Origin of the sequence: Bacillus sp. NPDC094077, from assembly GCF_050279465.1 — a bacterium.
GTDB lineage: Bacteria > Bacillota > Bacilli > Bacillales > Bacillaceae_G > Bacillus_A.
Genome location: NZ_JBNNUF010000009.1, coordinates 1 through 16719, shown reverse-complemented (window position 1 = coordinate 16719; position 16719 = coordinate 1). Strand labels below are relative to the sequence as shown.

At 35.9% G+C, this 16719-nt stretch carries 15 protein-coding genes; 11 read left to right on the top strand and 4 right to left on the bottom strand.

All coding sequences use genetic code 11. The features are described 5' to 3' along the window. The 4 genes from ACQKNR_RS20005 to ACQKNR_RS19990 all read left to right on the top strand — a co-directional run. A partial coding sequence (locus ACQKNR_RS20005; RefSeq protein WP_427320233.1) for a gamma-type small acid-soluble spore protein occupies nucleotides 1-130 on the top strand: 130 nt, incomplete at its 5' end. Nucleotides 131-318: 188 nt separating this feature from the next. After that, complete coding sequence (locus tag ACQKNR_RS20000; RefSeq protein ID WP_427319945.1) at nucleotides 319-579, top strand: YgaB family protein; 261 nt, start codon at nucleotides 319-321, stop codon at nucleotides 577-579. Nucleotides 580-1027: 448 nt separating this feature from the next. Beyond that, nucleotides 1028-1558, top strand: a complete 531-nt coding sequence (gene ntdP / locus ACQKNR_RS19995; protein ID WP_000506627.1) for a nucleoside tri-diphosphate phosphatase — start codon at nucleotides 1028-1030, stop codon at nucleotides 1556-1558. Between the two features lie 54 nt (nucleotides 1559-1612). Continuing rightward, on the top strand, nucleotides 1613-3373 hold the full coding sequence (locus tag ACQKNR_RS19990; RefSeq protein WP_427319943.1) for an ABC transporter ATP-binding protein: 1761 nt from the start codon (nucleotides 1613-1615) through the stop codon (nucleotides 3371-3373). 13 nt (nucleotides 3374-3386) lie between these two features. On the opposite strand, the gene ACQKNR_RS19985 is transcribed toward ACQKNR_RS19990, so the two are convergent. The 3 genes from ACQKNR_RS19985 to hemL form a co-directional block, all read right to left on the bottom strand. Continuing rightward, entirely contained in the window at nucleotides 3387-4475 is a 1089-nt protein-coding gene (locus ACQKNR_RS19985) for an aromatic acid exporter family protein (protein ID WP_427319941.1), read from the bottom strand. 410 nt (nucleotides 4476-4885) lie between these two features. After that, nucleotides 4886-9322 (bottom strand): glutamate synthase-related protein, encoded by a 4437-nt coding sequence (locus ACQKNR_RS19980; RefSeq protein WP_427319939.1) that lies wholly within the window; start codon nucleotides 9320-9322, stop codon nucleotides 4886-4888. A gap of 197 nt (nucleotides 9323-9519) precedes the next feature. After that, a complete protein-coding gene (gene hemL, locus ACQKNR_RS19975; RefSeq protein ID WP_193414445.1) occupies nucleotides 9520-10818 on the bottom strand; it encodes a glutamate-1-semialdehyde-2,1-aminomutase in 1299 nt (432 codons plus the stop codon). 127 nt (nucleotides 10819-10945) lie between these two features. On the opposite strand from hemL, the gene ACQKNR_RS19970 reads away from it, so the two are divergent. The 7 genes from ACQKNR_RS19970 (at nucleotide 10946) to ACQKNR_RS19940 (ending at nucleotide 15852) form a co-directional block, all read left to right on the top strand. After that, nucleotides 10946-11959 (top strand): ABC transporter ATP-binding protein, encoded by a 1014-nt coding sequence (locus tag ACQKNR_RS19970; protein ID WP_427319937.1) that lies wholly within the window; start codon nucleotides 10946-10948, stop codon nucleotides 11957-11959. Continuing rightward, nucleotides 11952-12743: an ABC transporter permease gene (locus ACQKNR_RS19965; RefSeq protein ID WP_097903436.1), complete on the top strand. Its 792-nt coding sequence runs from the start codon at nucleotides 11952-11954 to the stop codon at nucleotides 12741-12743. Before ACQKNR_RS19970 ends, ACQKNR_RS19965 begins: the two co-directional genes overlap by 8 nt. Nucleotides 12744-12747: 4 nt before the next feature. Further along, complete coding sequence (locus ACQKNR_RS19960) at nucleotides 12748-13533, top strand: ABC transporter permease (RefSeq protein WP_427319934.1); 786 nt, start codon at nucleotides 12748-12750, stop codon at nucleotides 13531-13533. Between the two features lie 72 nt (nucleotides 13534-13605). Further along, complete coding sequence (locus tag ACQKNR_RS19955) at nucleotides 13606-14010, top strand: ion channel (protein ID WP_427319932.1); 405 nt, start codon at nucleotides 13606-13608, stop codon at nucleotides 14008-14010. A 44-nt stretch (nucleotides 14011-14054) separates the two neighbouring features. Further along, a complete protein-coding gene (bcp, locus tag ACQKNR_RS19950; protein ID WP_000633720.1) occupies nucleotides 14055-14510 on the top strand; it encodes a thioredoxin-dependent thiol peroxidase in 456 nt (151 codons plus the stop codon). Nucleotides 14511-14810: 300 nt separating this feature from the next. Continuing rightward, nucleotides 14811-15239 carry a peroxide-responsive transcriptional repressor PerR gene (perR, locus tag ACQKNR_RS19945; RefSeq protein ID WP_000237831.1) on the top strand — a complete coding sequence of 143 codons (429 nt, stop codon included), beginning with the start codon at nucleotides 14811-14813 and terminating at the stop codon, nucleotides 15237-15239. 193 nt (nucleotides 15240-15432) lie between these two features. Further along, complete coding sequence (locus ACQKNR_RS19940) at nucleotides 15433-15852, top strand: GNAT family N-acetyltransferase (RefSeq protein WP_427319930.1); 420 nt, start codon at nucleotides 15433-15435, stop codon at nucleotides 15850-15852. Nucleotides 15853-16010: 158 nt separating this feature from the next. On the opposite strand, the gene ACQKNR_RS19935 is transcribed toward ACQKNR_RS19940, so the two are convergent. After that, nucleotides 16011-16367, bottom strand: coding sequence for a YgzB family protein (locus tag ACQKNR_RS19935; RefSeq protein ID WP_427319928.1), 357 nt, complete (start codon nucleotides 16365-16367; stop codon nucleotides 16011-16013). Nucleotides 16368-16719 lie beyond the last annotated feature (352 nt).

Sequence of the window (16719 nt, the reverse complement as noted above, 5' to 3'; positions counted from 1 at the left end):
TTCTGGCGCACAAAGTGCAAATGCTAGTTATGGTACAGAATTTGCAACTGAAACAGACGTGCATGCTGTGAAAAAACAAAATGCACAATCAGCTGCAAAGCAATCACAATCTTCTAGCTCAAATCAGTAATGAAAGAAAAACACTTCTCTAATTCAGGAGAAGTGTTTTCTTTATGTGCGGGTCGTTGTAATGAAAAGAAAGTGAACGACATAACTTCTAATAAGTCAACAAATGTAGTCAAAGGAGAAGGAAGTTAACAATTAGAAATATGTAATTAGGAATAATAAATGCTGGATAAGTCCAAAAGGGGGTAAGTAATGAACGATTTTGATAAGTTGGTAGGAGAGCAATTGGAAACGATGGATGAGTTGTTAAAGTTGCAAGCGCATCTAGAGAAGTATCAGCAAATAGAAATGAATGAAAAAGATACGTGCGATAAAAAAGAACTACATTTTATCCGCCAAGAAATATATAGAACAGAAGTAGCGTTGAAACTGTTACATGAGAAATTTGAAGAGCAAACGAATAGTGTGATTAAATCTTTTGAAATTGAAAAAGTGATTTCAAATCTAGGGTAAGATATATTGTTACCTTTATGTGAAAAGTCCTTCTGTGCATGGAAATAGGGAAGGGCTTTTTCTATTACATTTCCTCGTTTATCCCGCTATTTGCGGGCAGTAAGACTCCCATCTTAAAATTCGGCGAATGAGAGGAAGTTAGGTGGGAGATAACTGCCCGTAAAAGCCCGATTGGTGTGGGCTAATAATCAGTGGGGGATGAACAAAACCCCCACTGATTAAAGTTTCGCTTTATAAATAATGCAGCGCAGTTCTTGTTTTCTAAGAAGATTGGGGATAAGGTATTCAACAATAAACCTTCAGCCTATTCAGTGTGAAAAATAGAGTCTTGCCCCTTTAGTTTTAAAATTTCGACAAAAAAGTTATAATAGAAAAAAAGTGAATGCAGTTCAAAGGATAGTTGAGGTAATTTAAGAAGGGCATTTGCAGTTGAAAGAAGGGAGCATATATGGGATTTCCCAAAGAAGGAGAAAAAGTACAAATACATAGTTATAAACATAATGGCTCCATTCATAGAATGTGGGAAGAGACCACAATTTTAAAAGGAACACAGAGTCTTGTAATCGGAGCGAATGATCGTACAGTAGTTACGGAATCGGATGGTAGAACATGGATTACTCGTGAACCAGCAATTTGTTATTTTCATGCCAACTATTGGTTTAATGTGATTGGGATGCTAAGGGAAGAGGGAGTATACTATTATTGTAATTTAAGCTCACCTTTTGCATATGATTCTGAAGCATTAAAGTACATTGATTATGATTTAGATATTAAAGTGTATCCAGATATGACATATACGCTTTTAGATGAAGATGAGTATGAAAAACATAGTCAAATTATGCAGTACCCACCTGTTATTGATACAATTTTAAAACGAAATGTAGCACATTTAACACAGTGGATTCATCAGAGAAAAGGTCCATTCGCACCAGATTTTGTAGATATGTGGTATGAGAGATATTTAATGTACAGAAATTAAAACAAACCTGCAGGGGATCTCCCAGCAGGTTTGTCCTATTAGAGGGGGGATTATGTGCAGGGCATCAAAAGATATTTACAATTTGTTAAACCATATCGATGGCTTATTGCTATTACAATTGTTATCGGTCTAGTTAAGTTTGGTATCCCGCTTATTATGCCATGGTTATTAAAGTATATTATTGATGATGTTATTCAAGGTGGGGGGGCACTTCAAGACAAAACGTCTCAATTAATAACAGCGATTGGGGTTGCTTTTTTTATTTTTGCAGTATTAAGACCACCGATTGAATATTATCGTCAATATTTCGCGCAGCGTATCGCAAATACAATATTATATGATTTGCGGAAACATATATTTGGTCACTTGCAAAAGTTAAGCTTACGTTATTATTCGAATACAAAAACAGGGGAGATTATTTCACGTGTAATACATGATGTAGAACAAACGAAGGATTTTGTAATTACGGGTTTGATGAACGTTTGGTTAGATACTGCAACAATTGCTATTGCTATTATTGTTATGTTTTCTATGAATATAAAGTTAACGTTTGTTGCGTTATTAATTTTACCTATTTATGTCGTTGCAGTGAAATATTTTTTCGGGCATCTTCGAAAATTGACGAAAGAACGTTCACAAGCGTTAGCAACGATGCAAGGGTATTTACACGAACGTATTCAAGGGATGCAAGTGACACGTAGCTTTGCATTAGAAGAGTATGAGGGTAAGCAGTTTGAAAAAAGAAATAATGAATTTTTAACAAAAGCATTAACGCACACAAGTTGGACGGCAAGGACATTTTCAGCAGTGAATACGTTAACGGATTTAGGTCCGCTACTTGTAATTGGTTTTGCAGCATATGAAGTGATTCAAGGTCAGTTAACCCTAGGGACTATGGTTGCTTTTGTCGGATATATGGATAGTTTATATAGTCCGCTTCGTCGCCTTGTTAATTCATCTACAACATTAACGCAATCTTTCGCATCGATGGATCGAGTGTTTGAAATGTTAGATGAAAAATACGATATAGTTAATGTGCCATATGCGGTACAAACGAAAAAGTTAAATGGGGAGGTTATATTTGATAATGTTTCTTTTCGTTATAATACAGATGAAAAAGAGATATTACATAATCTTTCGCTAACTATGTTGCCAGGAGAGAAGGTAGCGCTTGTAGGAGCAAGTGGGGGAGGGAAGTCATCTCTTGCTAGTTTAATCCCGCGTTTCTATGATGTTTCTTCAGGTGCAGTTTATGTAGATGGGATAGATGTAAGAAAGTATGATATGAGGAATTTACGTAGTCATATTGGAATTGTACTACAAGATAATTTATTATTTAGTGATACAATCGGGGCTAATATTTTATACGGAAATCCGAAAGCTACAGAGGAAGAAGTGGTTGCGGCTGCCAAAGCTGCGCAAATTCATGATTTTATTATAGAGTTACCAGATGGTTATAATACTGTCGTTGGGGAACGTGGTGTGAAGTTATCTGGTGGGCAAAGGCAACGTGTAGCAATTGCGCGAGTATTTCTAAAGAATCCATCATTACTTATTTTAGATGAAGCAACTTCCGCTTTAGATTTAGAAAATGAACGGTATATTCAAGAGGCGCTTCAAACGTTAGCTGCTGATCGAACGACGATTATAATTGCACATCGATTAGCGACGATTACGCATGTTGATACGATTATTTACATTGAAGATGGTGAAATTAAAGAAACAGGTTCTCATGAAGAGTTAATGAAAAAAAGAGGATTCTATTACAATTTATATCAACTTCAACATATAACAGAAACAGCTCCTTTAGCGTAAAAGGAGCTGTTTTTTATTCGTCTTCTTTTTTGTCGTCGATTTGGAGTTCTGTTTCTGGTTTATGGTATGTGTAGAAGCTATCCACAAGTAAATCTAAATGCTCTACTTCTTCACTATAGTTAATAATTGAAGAAATAAGAGGGAAGAGATGTAGCCATGTTTTATATGCTTCTTCATCGTCCTTGTTTTGATAATCCATAAAGATATCAATTAATTCTTGTTTACCTGTTTCAACTTCATCTAGCATTTCAACGGATTGTTGTTTCTTTGCTTTACCAATAAATTTTAATAAAACTTGTTCATGATAATGCGTTAATGAGTCAAGTTCGTTTTGAATAGATTCCTGAAATTCTTCTGGCATATAGCGCAGTTCATTTTCAGTACGATGTAATGATTTTAACGTACTTAAAGCACGGCTTGTCGTCGCTAACATTTGTCTGAATAAAACGAGCTTACGAATTTTTGCGAACTTTACTTTTTTCGTGTAGCTTCGTTCTTCTTTATACAGCAAATAGTAATGGTTTAATTTGATCATTTTTTCTTTCATACGATCAATATCAGTTTTTAACGTTGTAAAGTCAGAAGCTTGCCTGCTGTTCATTCGAATCCATTTCACAATTTCTTCTGTATTATCAACGATACGATGATAAAGCTTTGTTTCGTATTTTGGCGGCATGAACACTAAGTTTACAAGTGAAGCCGCAATAATTCCGACCATAATCGTCGCAAATCGAAGTAAGGCAAAACTAAAGAAATCTTCGCCTTGATACTCCATAATGGCGATAACTGTTACTAAGGCAATTGATATTGTGTTTTCTAATCGTAATTGTAATGTAAGAGCAATTACTAATATACATGTTAATCCAATAATAAAAGGATTATGTCCAAAAGCAGTAGCAAATACGATAGCGAATACCGCACCAATGACGTTTGCTTGAATCTGCTCAAGAGCAGTTAAATATGAGCGATATACAGACGGTTGCACAGCGAAAATAGCTGAGATTCCCGCAAATACCGGACTCGGTAATTGAAGTAAAATACAAGCAAATAAAGCTAATGTGATGGCAATACCCGTTTTTAAAATGCGAGCACCAAGTTTCATACCCTTAATAAGATCCTTTCTCTTGTCATAATGAATGTACAACATGATACTATACATTCATTACAATATGTTAGCAAGTGATATTTTAGTGACGTTAAAAAGAAATTAAGTCTCATTTATCCCGCTATTTGCGGACAGTAAGAATCCCACCTCAAAATTCGGCAGAAGCAAAGAAGTTAGGTGGGAATAGGGCTCCCAATAAAAGCCCGATTGGTGTGGGCTAATAATCAGTGGGGATGAACAAAACCCCACTGATTAAAGTTTCACTTTATAATTTTTCCTAATTCTTTTTAAACATCAATTTTTAGTAAAAAAACCTGCTGAATTTCAGCAGGTTTCAAATTGTTACTATAGATTACTATGAGAAATGCGCTTCGTCAATTTTTTCTTGAAAATGAAAATTAGGCATATCACTCTGTTGAGATAGATGGATCAGCCTGTTCTTTTTTCGGGATAATTTCAAAAAACTGGTGCTGTATATCATCTAATAAAGGTGTTAACAAAGCCACTTCCTCGTATTGCTCATGCTCGTTTAATACACGAATATAGTCTAGCAATAACTCAGTCACATCTTGCACGCCATTTTTACTAATTGGTTGTAATGTAACATTTGCCCCTTTTGCGATTCTTCTTTTTAAGGACTGTTCTGTTAAACCTAAGTTTGAATCATGGCGTAAATAAACAACGCCGCCAGTCATACCAGCACAAATCCATGGACCAGGATCCCCTAAAACAAGTGCTCGCCCATTTGTCATATATTCAAAAGCGAAACCTTTAATATTAGAGTATGCACCTATATTTCCTTTCTCTTTTTCACGGAGTGGTTTTGTAATTCTGCCTCCAATTATCATGTCTGCTCCAGAAAGGCGAATACCAGCGCGGGCGTCGGCGTTGCCTTGCACGTATAATGCCCCTTTTTGTGCACCGTATCCAAATCCTTTTCCGACAGAACCGTTATAATAGCCTCCATCTTTTCCTTTTGCTTTCGTTATATAAATACCACCACCAAAGGAAGTTTTGCCGATACCATCTTGCGCACCTCCATTTACGTGTATAAATAAGTTTTCGCTATTGTAAGCACCTAAACCATTTCCAGGAACAGAGCCATTTGTGTACTTTAATGTAAGTGGTTCAAGTTGAGTGTCTTCATATAATTTACTACGAACGCGATAACAAGATTCTAAACCGCCCATAACTCGTTGTTCTACGCCAACTCCTACTAATTCTTTTGAGTGAGGAGAATGAACTGTTTCAAATTGTTTTTCTTGTAAAGATACTGTTGTTGTAACAGTTGAATTTTCTATCGTTTGCAGTAAATTACATAAGTCTAATAAATCTTCGCCTCGAACTTGTTCTAATAAATCGGAACGCCCGATAATTTCTTGTAGATTTGTATAACCGAGTTGTCCTGTTAACCGTTTTAGTTCTACACCGAAAGTGGTGAATAAATTTAATAAACCCGCCACTGCGCTTTCTAATTCGCGCGGGACGAAGCGGCGTAATCCATGTTCTTTCGCTTGCGCTTCAGATTCAATTTGTGTCGCAATTCCAACATGGCAAGTATCTAGATGACACCCACGGCAAGTTGTACAGCCGATTGCAATCATTGATAATGTACCAAATCCAATTCGGTTTGCTCCAAGAAGCATGATTTTTAAGGCGTCATTTACACTTCGAATACCACCATCTGCCCAAATTTCTACTTTATGTCTCATACCTGCTTCTAGTAGAGCGTTGTGAGCAGCTTTAACACCAATTTCAACTGGAAGACCTACATGTTGTAATGCATGAATACGTGCAGCACCTGTCCCGCCGTCAAATCCGCTAATGTTAATAAAATCAGCACCAGCTTTTGCGATACCAACAGCAATTGTTCCAATGTTAGGAACGACAGGGACTTTCACGGCTACTTTTGCAAGTTGATTAGCCGTTTTAATTTCTGTAATCATTTGAGCTAAATCTTCAATTGAATAAATATCATGGTTGTTAGAAGGTGAAATTAAATCTGATCCAATTGTAGCGTTACGTGCCTCAGCAATTTTTGCGGTTACTTTGGAACCTGGTAAATGTCCGCCTTCACCAGGTTTTGCACCTTGACCGATTTTTATTTCAATTAAATTTGATGAATTTAGTAGTTCAGCGTTTACTCCAAATCGGCCAGATGCAACTTGTTGTCCACGTGTATTTGGGTATTTGCCAATCATATCTTTAATTTCGCCGCCCTCACCGTTCAAACTAATCATATTTAGCTGATCGGCAGCTTCTGCATATGCACGAAAGGCGATTTCATTTTGAGAACCGAATGACATGGAACTAATAATAAACGGTAGATCATGATTTTGAATACTAATAGACACTTCTTCAGCCGGAACGACATGCTTTGTTTGTTTTGTTTGAACAAGGTGTCTGATTGCGAGCGGATTATTGTCTTCTAATTCACTTAACTTGTCGCGGTAATCATCATAAGGATTTCCTTTTGCGACATCGCCGATTGCTTTCCAAATCCGCGGGAATATATGAAATGATTTTCGCATTCTAACTTTTGGATTGTTATAATCATCTGCTCGCATTTTTGCATCTTCAGCAAGTGATTCAAGCGAAAATGCTAAATCATTTGAACCGAAAAAGTTTGTGATTTGTAATATATTTGCGATTTCCTCATGTAATCCAATAGAGGAGAAGAGGCGTCCATAACCGCGTAACTCATGAATTCCGATTGTTGAAATGACTTTCTCTAGTCCTTTATTAAGGGCAGTATACAAATTCGTAATAGGTGCTTTTGTTCCGTCGTTCACAGTTGCGAACAGTAAATATGGATTAATACCATCTGCACCTAATCCGTAAAGGGTGACGATATCATGTAAGGAACGAAGGGCACCAGAACGTATAACAAGAGAGCAGTTTCGGCGTAATTTATTTTCACTTAATACTTGATGTACTTTAGCGGTAACTAAATGGGGATCCATCCATAACTGTTCATTTTGATGAGCTTTCGCGTCATCTAATAATAGTAGGGAAGCTCCATTGCTAACGGCAGCTATCGCTTCAGAACTGATTCGATTTAATGCGCATTGTAAAGTTTCTGACGAACTGAATGTAGCAGAGATTGTAGCGATAGAGCTATGAGTAATGAACAGCTGTATAAGTTGTTCGTACGTAATTGTGTCCAATTTCTCTGCAACAGATTGTGCAGCACTTCCTTCTAAAATAATTGGTGAAAGCATCTCAACTACAAATGGCTGTTTCGCACTGCTTGATAAACTTGGGCGCTCTCCAAGTACAGTACGTGTAGAGAAGTGTTCAATTTCACGGTCACGGTCAATTGCTGGGTTTGTAACAACAGCTACACTTTCTTTAATAAAATCAGCAATATTTCGTCTATCCGTATCGAGTGCGGCAAGTGGTGAGTCATGCCCAAGTGAGCGAATTGGCTCAACCCCTTTTGTTGCCATTTGTTCAAGGAGTTGAATATGCTCTCGATCCCACCCGAAAGAAACGTACTGCTTCGTTTCAACTTGAACAGAATCACATAATCCCCGGATTTCTTTTGTTTCGGGGATAGATAAGTTTAAATGGTAATTGCTAACATCGATTCGTTTTTTGAAACGGTTATATACTTCAATTTGGTATTTATCGTACTCATAAAGAACAAGGTCATCTTGTTCATTCCATTTTAATCCGACTTTTTCTCCAGGAGCGAGTGGTTTTGGCTCTGCTACATATTCAGTTGGTGATACAACTCCAGGTTCAGAAGAGAAAATATAAGAGCTTTCTGTCTCTACTTTCCATACTGGTCGTAGGCCAAGGGAATCAACGCTGAAAACAGCTTCATCTTTATAACGTGAAATAATACCAGCTGGACCTTGTGCAAAGTGCCCCCACGCCTCGCGTATATAAGTGTATAAGTTTTGTAAGTTTGTTTCGTATAGTTTTATTTCATTAATAATTGGCGGAAATAATATGTCCATCGCTTCAAATAAGCTGTAGTTATACTGAACGAGAAGGGTTTCTAAGGTGCGATTTAAATCTTGGGAGTCACTGCCCCCTGCAGTAAGTGGTACATCAATCGTTTCAGCTTGATCGCGTAATTTTGCGATTGTGTTAATTTCACCATTATGTCCGAGAATGCTAAATGGTTGTACACGAAAAAAATTAGATAATGTATTAGTAGAATAGCGGTTATGTCCTAGTGTCATAGTTGAAGCAACAAGTGGGTGTTGTAAATCATTGTAATAGGCGACAAGTGTATCGCCAGCACCTAGAACTTTATATACAACATGATCACGACTTAATGAAGCGACATGAATCGCTTCGTTTTTCTCTATGTTTATCGTTACCGAAAATAATGTTTGCTCAATATTTGTAACTTCATTTTCAGCGATAAGGGCAACTTGCCAAAATAAAGGTTCTTCCTGTTTGCCAAGTGGACCGAGTGCATCAGAATTTATTACATCATCACTTTCGAAAATAATAGTAAAGTTTTCTTTGTTTAATTGTGTACGAATATAATTTTTTAAAACAGTAATATTTTCTTTTTTGTTTAGAAAAAAATGTCCAACGATAAAGTGGGGATGATCCACAATCGTTGGATTATATCCGCTACTTTTCAGTTTTTCGTTCCAAAGTGCTTTTGGTACATCAATATGGATTCCGATACCATCTCCTTCGCCATTAATGAAACCGGCTCTATGATTCATTTTGACTAGTGATTGTATACAAAGATCGATATTTTCTTTTGTAGGAACTTTTCGTTTTTCCATAACGGAAACGATTCCACACGCATCATGTTCTGCATTTCTATAACCTTGAAATAAAGACGGTGTCCATGTATTTTTTTTATTGAGCATCCGTCAATCCCCCCTCTTATAAAGATTGAATAATCTTACTATTTAAGGTGTAAATCACCTTATACACAAAGATAATAATGATTTAAAAGAAGATAAAACAGATAATTATGAATAATTATACTATTAATACGGGATTTATGAAATAGAAAAAAGGAAAAAAGAAAGGTCACCTTTCTTTTTTCCTTTTAATGACGGGATTATTTATTGTCTGCTAAGGCAGCAAATGCTCTGCCAACAGCTTCAATTGTATATTCAATATCTTCTTTTGTATGTTCTGTCGTTAAGAACCATGCCTCATATTTAGAAGGTGCTAAATTAATTCCTTCTTGAAGCATAAGCTTGAAGAATCTACCGAACATTTCACCATCTGTATTTTGAGCTGCATCGTAATCTTCGATTGTATTTGTTGTGAAGTATACAGTTAATGCACCTTTTAGACGGTTTAATGTAATGTCGATATTATGTTTTGCCGCTTGCTCTAAAATTCCTTTTTCAAGCATTGCGCCAAGTTCATCTAATTTCTCATAAAGACCTTCTTGTTGAAGAACTTCTAGACAAGCAATACCGGATGCCATAGAAGCAGGGTTTCCTGCCATTGTACCAGCTTGGTATGCAGGTCCGAGTGGAGCAACTTGTTCCATAATTTCTTTCTTACCACCGTAAGCACCAATTGGAAGTCCGCCGCCAATAACTTTACCAAGCGCTGTTAAGTCTGGTGTCACTCCAAGTAAGTCTTGAGCACCACCGTACATAAAGCGGAAAGCGGTAATAACTTCATCGTAAATGACTAGTGCACCAGCTTCGTGAACAAGTTCATTAACTTTTTCAAGGAATCCTGGTTTTGGTTCTACAATACCGAAGTTTCCAACGATCGGTTCTACAAGGATAGCTGCTACTTCATGACCCCATTTATCTAATGCTTCTTTTAAAGTTTCTACATTATTAAACGGAACGGTAATAACTTCTTGTGCGATACTTTGTGGCACACCAGCTGAATCAGGAGTTCCAAGAGTAGAAGGACCAGATCCAGCTGCTACAAGTACTAAATCAGAATGGCCATGGTAACAACCAGCAAATTTCATAATTTTTGTGCGGCCTGTGTACGCGCGGGCAACACGAATTGTTGTCATTACTGCTTCTGTACCAGAGTTTACAAAGCGGACTTTATCTAATGCAGGCATTGCTTCTTTTAACATTTTTGCAAATTTTACTTCTAGTGCTGTCGGCGTTCCGTATAATACCCCATTTTCAGCTGCTGTTGTAATCGCTTTTGTTATATGAGGATGAGCATGTCCAGTAATAATAGGACCGTATGCAGCTAAATAATCGATATATTTATTTCCGTCTACATCCCAGAAATAGGCACCTTTCCCGCGTTCCATAGCAACAGGAGCGCCACCGCCAACTGCTTTGAAAGAGCGGGAAGGGCTATTAACGCCACCAACGATATGCTCTAAAGCTTCTTTATGTAATGCTTCTGATTTCGTGAATTTCACTACAATTCATCTCCTTACAAAAATCTATGTATTATTCTAACATGTTTTTCGAAAAGACGTATTGTTTGTGATAGAGAAGGCAGTTGGGTAAACTATTCGTTGTGACATTTAGGAAGGGGGTCCGATTATGAAGTCGGTAATTGAGGTACAAGGGTTACGTAAAGAGTTTACAGCCTATTCAAGTCGTCCGGGATTAAAGGGTGCATTTCGCGATTTATTAAATCGTAATTATAAAATAGTACCAGCAGTAAATGATGTGTCTTTTACTGTCAAGCAAGGTGAAATGGTTGGTTATATTGGTGAGAACGGTGCTGGTAAATCAACAACAATTAAAATGCTTACGGGGATTTTGACTCCGACATCAGGGCAAATCACAGTAAACGGAATGAATCCACATAAACAAAGAGAAGAATTTGTGAGAACAATTGGTGTTGTTTTTGGTCAGCGCTCTCAGCTTTGGTGGGATATTGCGGTACAAGAATCGTTTCGTTTATTGAAGAAAGTGTATGGTGTATCAGACGCTCAGTATAAGGAACATATGGAGCACGTAATCGAAACGTTAGATATTGGTCCTTTATTAGATAAGCCGGTCCGAAAGTTATCTCTTGGTCAAAGAATGCGTTGTGAATTAGCGGCAGCATTAATTCATAATCCACCGTTATTATTTTTAGATGAGCCAACAATTGGGTTAGACGTTCTTGTGAAATTGAAAATACGTGAATTCTTAAAAGAGATGAATGAGCGTTATAAAACAACAATTTTATTAACAACACATGATATTACTGATATTGAAGCTTTATGTGAGCGCGTTATCATGCTTGATGAAGGAAATATTATGTATGATGGTTCTTTAAATAATCTTCGTACGCAGTGGGGGGCGGAGAAGGAAATACATTTTCAATTCGTTGCCCCGGTTTCATATCAGGAGTTATCGATGGTTATGCCAGATAGTCAAGTCGTTTGGTCAAAAGCGAAAGAGGAAAATGCGTGGGTTGCAAAAATCCCGAATGAAGAAGTTATTATTTCAATGCTTATTTCTAAAGTAGTACAAGCTTTCCAAATTAAAGATTTAAAAATTAATGAAGTGTCTACAGAAGAAATTATTCGTAACATTTATGAAGAAGGTATTATGCATGGGTAAGTATATTGAAATGATTCGCATTCGCTTTTTAATGATGCTTGCGTATCGTACAAACTATTATAGTGGGATTTTAATTTATACAATTAATATCGGTGCGTATTATTTTTTATGGCAGGCAATTTATAGCGGAAAAGAGAACATTGAAAGTTTATCTATTTCGCAAATGACTACGTATATCGCAATTGCGTGGATGGCACGTGCCTTTTACTTTAATAATATAGATAGGGAAATTGCGATGGAGATTCAAGAAGGACGTGTGGCCGTAGAACTGATTCGTCCATATAACTATTTAGGAATGAAAGTTATGCAAGGTCTGGGCGAAGGAATATTTCGTTTTGCATTCTTTTCAATCCCAGGTATGGTCATCGTTACATTGTTATTTTCATTACAAATTACAACGAATTTTCAAACGTGGTTATATTTCTTCTTATCTTTAATATTTAGTTTCATCATTAATACACAAATAAATTTAATGACAGGAATGCTTACATTTTTCTTATTTAACAATAGTGGAATTATGTATGCAAAACGTGTTGTTATTGATTTGTTTTCAGGGTTATTATTACCGATTAGTTTTTATCCGTTATGGGCCCAAAAAGCAATGATGTTTTTACCGTTTCAAGCAATTAGTTATATTCCAAGTATGATTTTCTCTGAAGGAATACAAGGAAATAAGTTATATGAAGCTTTGTTATTTCAAGTGATTTGGGCAATTATACTTATTATTCCAATTGTACTGATGTGGAAAACGGCGAGAAAACGTCTAATTGTACAAGGGGGATGACGAGATGCTATATATAAAATTATTTTTGCAATATGCCAGCCAATATATAAAAACAAAATTAGAGTATCGGGGCGATTTTATTGTCGGATTACTTTCAGATTTATCACTACAAGCGGTTAATTTAATCTTTATCCTCGTTGTGTTTGGGCATACACAAGCATTAAAAGGATGGAGCCGAGAAGAAGTCATCTTTATTTATGGTTTCTTTTTAGTACCGTTTGCCATTTTTTCAGCATTCTTTAACATATGGGACTTTAATGATCGTTACATTATTAAAGGAGAAATGGATCGTGTATTAACGAGACCAATTCATAGTTTATTTCAAATTATATTAGAAAGAATGGAACTTGAATCTTTAATTGGAGCGATTACAGGAATTATTGTAATGGGATATGCAGCAGTAGAGTTACAGTTATCTTTTTACTGGTATGATTTCTTCTTATTTTTACTAATGGTAGGGGGAGGAGCATTTGTATATGGCGGGATATTTGTTACACTTGCAAGTCTTGGTTTTTGGTCGGATGCAAAAAGTTCCATTATGCCGCTTATGTATAACATAGGTAATTACGGTCGCTATCCTGTTAATATTTATAACCGTGTAATTCGTTTTATTTTAACGTTTGTTTTACCATTTGCATTTGTTGGAGTATATCCAGCGGCGTACTTTTTAAGAAAAACAGAGTGGAATAGCTATGCATTCGCAACGCCAATTGTTGGTGTTATTTGTTTTACTATTGCAATTACCCTTTGGAATCAAGGGGTAAAACGATATCGTGGTGCTGGGAATTAATTATAGAAGCTTGTTCGTTTCTAAGGGATAAATCTGCCGTCTATCTCATACATATAAAATGAGGTGGAGGACATGTTATGGGGATTTATTCTATTAATTGTAGCAATCGCTATTTTGAGAAGTGTCCAATTATTATGGAGTTCATATTCAGATTCAACACGTTTCTTTTCGCTGTATAATTTAGCCACATTATTTTTGATTTATACAACAGTACTGATTGCGTTTGGATTAAGTTATGTTGTATTAGAGGAAATGGGTTTTACAGTTTTGAAAGAAGATGGTGAAAGATTGACTGTTCATTCTTTTCAGCTTGTTGAAATTTGTTTATATTTTAGCGCAGTCACTTTATTGTCCGTTGGATATGGTGATATAGCCCCAATTGGAATCGGAAGATGGATTGCAATTGGAGAAGCGCTAATTGGATATACACTGCCGTTTGCTTTTGTGATGAGATCTGTAATAGACAATGAAAAATAAGACAGTATTTGTTATAGTAAAGGAATAGAGAAGGAGTGATAACAATGATTACAGTAGGAGAAATGGCACCGGAATTCACATTAGAAGGAAGTAACGGGGAACAAGTTCGCTTAGCTGACTTTCGCGGGAAAAATGTAGTTCTCTATTTTTATCCGAAAGATATGACTCCAGGGTGTACAACTGAAGCATGTGATTTTCGTGATGCTTATGGATTATTTCAAGAGAAGGATACGGTTATCCTTGGGGTAAGTCCTGATTCAGCGAATAGACATTTGAAATTCATTGAGAAGCATGAGCTTCCATTTGTACTTTTAGTAGACGAAGATCATAAAGTAGCAGAGTTATACGATGTTTGGAAATTGAAAAAGAACTTTGGGAAAGAGTATATGGGGATCGAGCGTTCTACATTCCTTATTAATAAAGACGGTGAACTTGTAAAAGAGTGGCGTAAAGTGAAAGTGAAAGGACATATTGAGGATGTTCTTTCTTATATAAAATAAATCTATAAATGAGGAGAAAAAATAAACGTGTAAGGCATGTGTCTATACATATTTTTCTGTGATACATAAAGTGACAGTGTAGGGCATACCTCCTCAGATGATAGTATTCCAAGTGCGATTATGTCGCACTTTTTTCTATGTAAATATACGTAAAAAGGGGAAAGATACATAAGAACAAGTCCTGAATATAAAAATAAACTATATAGTTATAGTAGAAATATTGACGATTTATAAGAAAAGGAGTACACTCTTTATAAGAATTATAAAATAATAATCCGTATAGAATCGGGGTGCATGACGGTGGTCAAAGAAGAATTAAAAGAAGCGCTAGAAATGCTGAAAAATACGGGTGTACGCATTACTCCACAGCGTCATGCTATTTTAGAGTACCTTGTGGAATCTATGACGCACCCAACAGCTGATGACATTTATAAAGCATTAGAAGGTAAGTTTCCAAATATGAGTGTTGCAACTGTCTATAATAACTTACGTGTGTTTAAAGAAGTTGGGCTTGTAAAGGAATTAACTTATGGAGACGCTTCAAGTAGATTTGATTATGTTACAAGTCAACATTATCATGTGATTTGCGAAAAATGTGGTAAGATTGTTGATTTTCCTTATGGAGGATTGGAACAGCTTGAAGAGGAAGCTGCGAAAACGACAGGCTTCGTTATTAATAGTCATCGCTTAGAAATTTATGGCGTTTGTCCAGAGTGTCATAAGGCGTAATATATAATAAAGAAAGAGGCTGACGGTTACGTCAGCCTCTTTCTTTATTATATAAGGGTATCGTTATGTTCATCCGGATTTACAACGTTAAGTGAAAAAGCTAATGGGGGCGAGTTAAGTTAGTAAGAGGATTAGATAAAAATGTGTCGAATTTACTTTATATTGGTGAAAATAAAGTCTTGGAGGATACGTTTTGAAGAAATATGAGATTAAAAATAACATTCCAACATTGGAAGAATACAAATATTTATGTGACTCTGTGGGATGGACTGATTATATGAATTTTGAAGTGGTGGAAACATCACTTCAAAATTCTATTTACTGCATCACAGTCAATGATAATAATCGAATTGTGGGTATGGGAAGAATTGTTGGCGATGGGGCTATCTATTTCTATATTCAAGATATAGTGGTTCATCCAGATTATCAAAAGAATGGTATTGGAAAGAAAATAATGAATACTTTAGTTGAATACTTAAATCAGAATGCACCAGATAAAGCATTTATTGGTTTGTTTGCATCACAAGGTAAAACTTCATTCTATGAAAAATATGATTTTAAAGATTACTCGCCCAACATGACAGGGATGTTTACTGTAATATCGAAAAAATAGACATAATAAATTTTATCCTTATTAAGCTAACGGGAGCTTTAGTTTAATAAGAACAAATAAAAAAAAGCGATTTCTTGGTTAAGAAAGCGCCTTTTTTTAATGAGTTGAAACTTCCTTAGTGTTGTAAGCCTACACGTTCCTCACTGTACCCTATATACCTATAATTTATAGCTCTTTTTATTATATTTCTCATCAAATTCTTTTCCTTCTAGATTTCGATCAAGTGTTAAAGGTTGATTGCAATGCATACATGCGTCGACACGACCGAGCATTTTTGTTGGTTTATCGCAGCTTGGACAAATAATTTGGACAGTCTTTGTAGATAACATACCAATCCAAAAGTAAACGACAGTACTAGCAATAACAGCTAAAAAGCCAACCATCATAAATGTTGTCATAATAATAATGTTGTCACGGAAAAAGACTCCTAAGTATGCAATGAAGAGGCCGATAAATACTAAACTTAATGCAAAGGTCCGAATTTTATTGATTTTGTTTGAATACTTAATGCTCATTCTCACCACACTCCTATAACAATAATATAACATAAAATTTAGAATTTTCACTCGTGTGTGTGTTTAATAAAGTGACAAGATCTAAAATAGAAAGGAGGCGGTTATTTATGATGGATGAATAGGGTGATAATCAATATGGGAGTGTGCTTTAATAAGTTTTTAACGGGATGTGAAATTTTTTTGTGAAAAGTATTGACCCTATATATACTGCGTGATATATTAATAAACGTCGCTGATGCGGAAACGCAGAAAACGACAAAAAAGAAATTGAAAAACTTAGTTGACATCGAAAAACGAAGATGTTAACATAAGGAAGTCGCAAATGAGCGACCAAGTAGTTCTTTGAAAACTG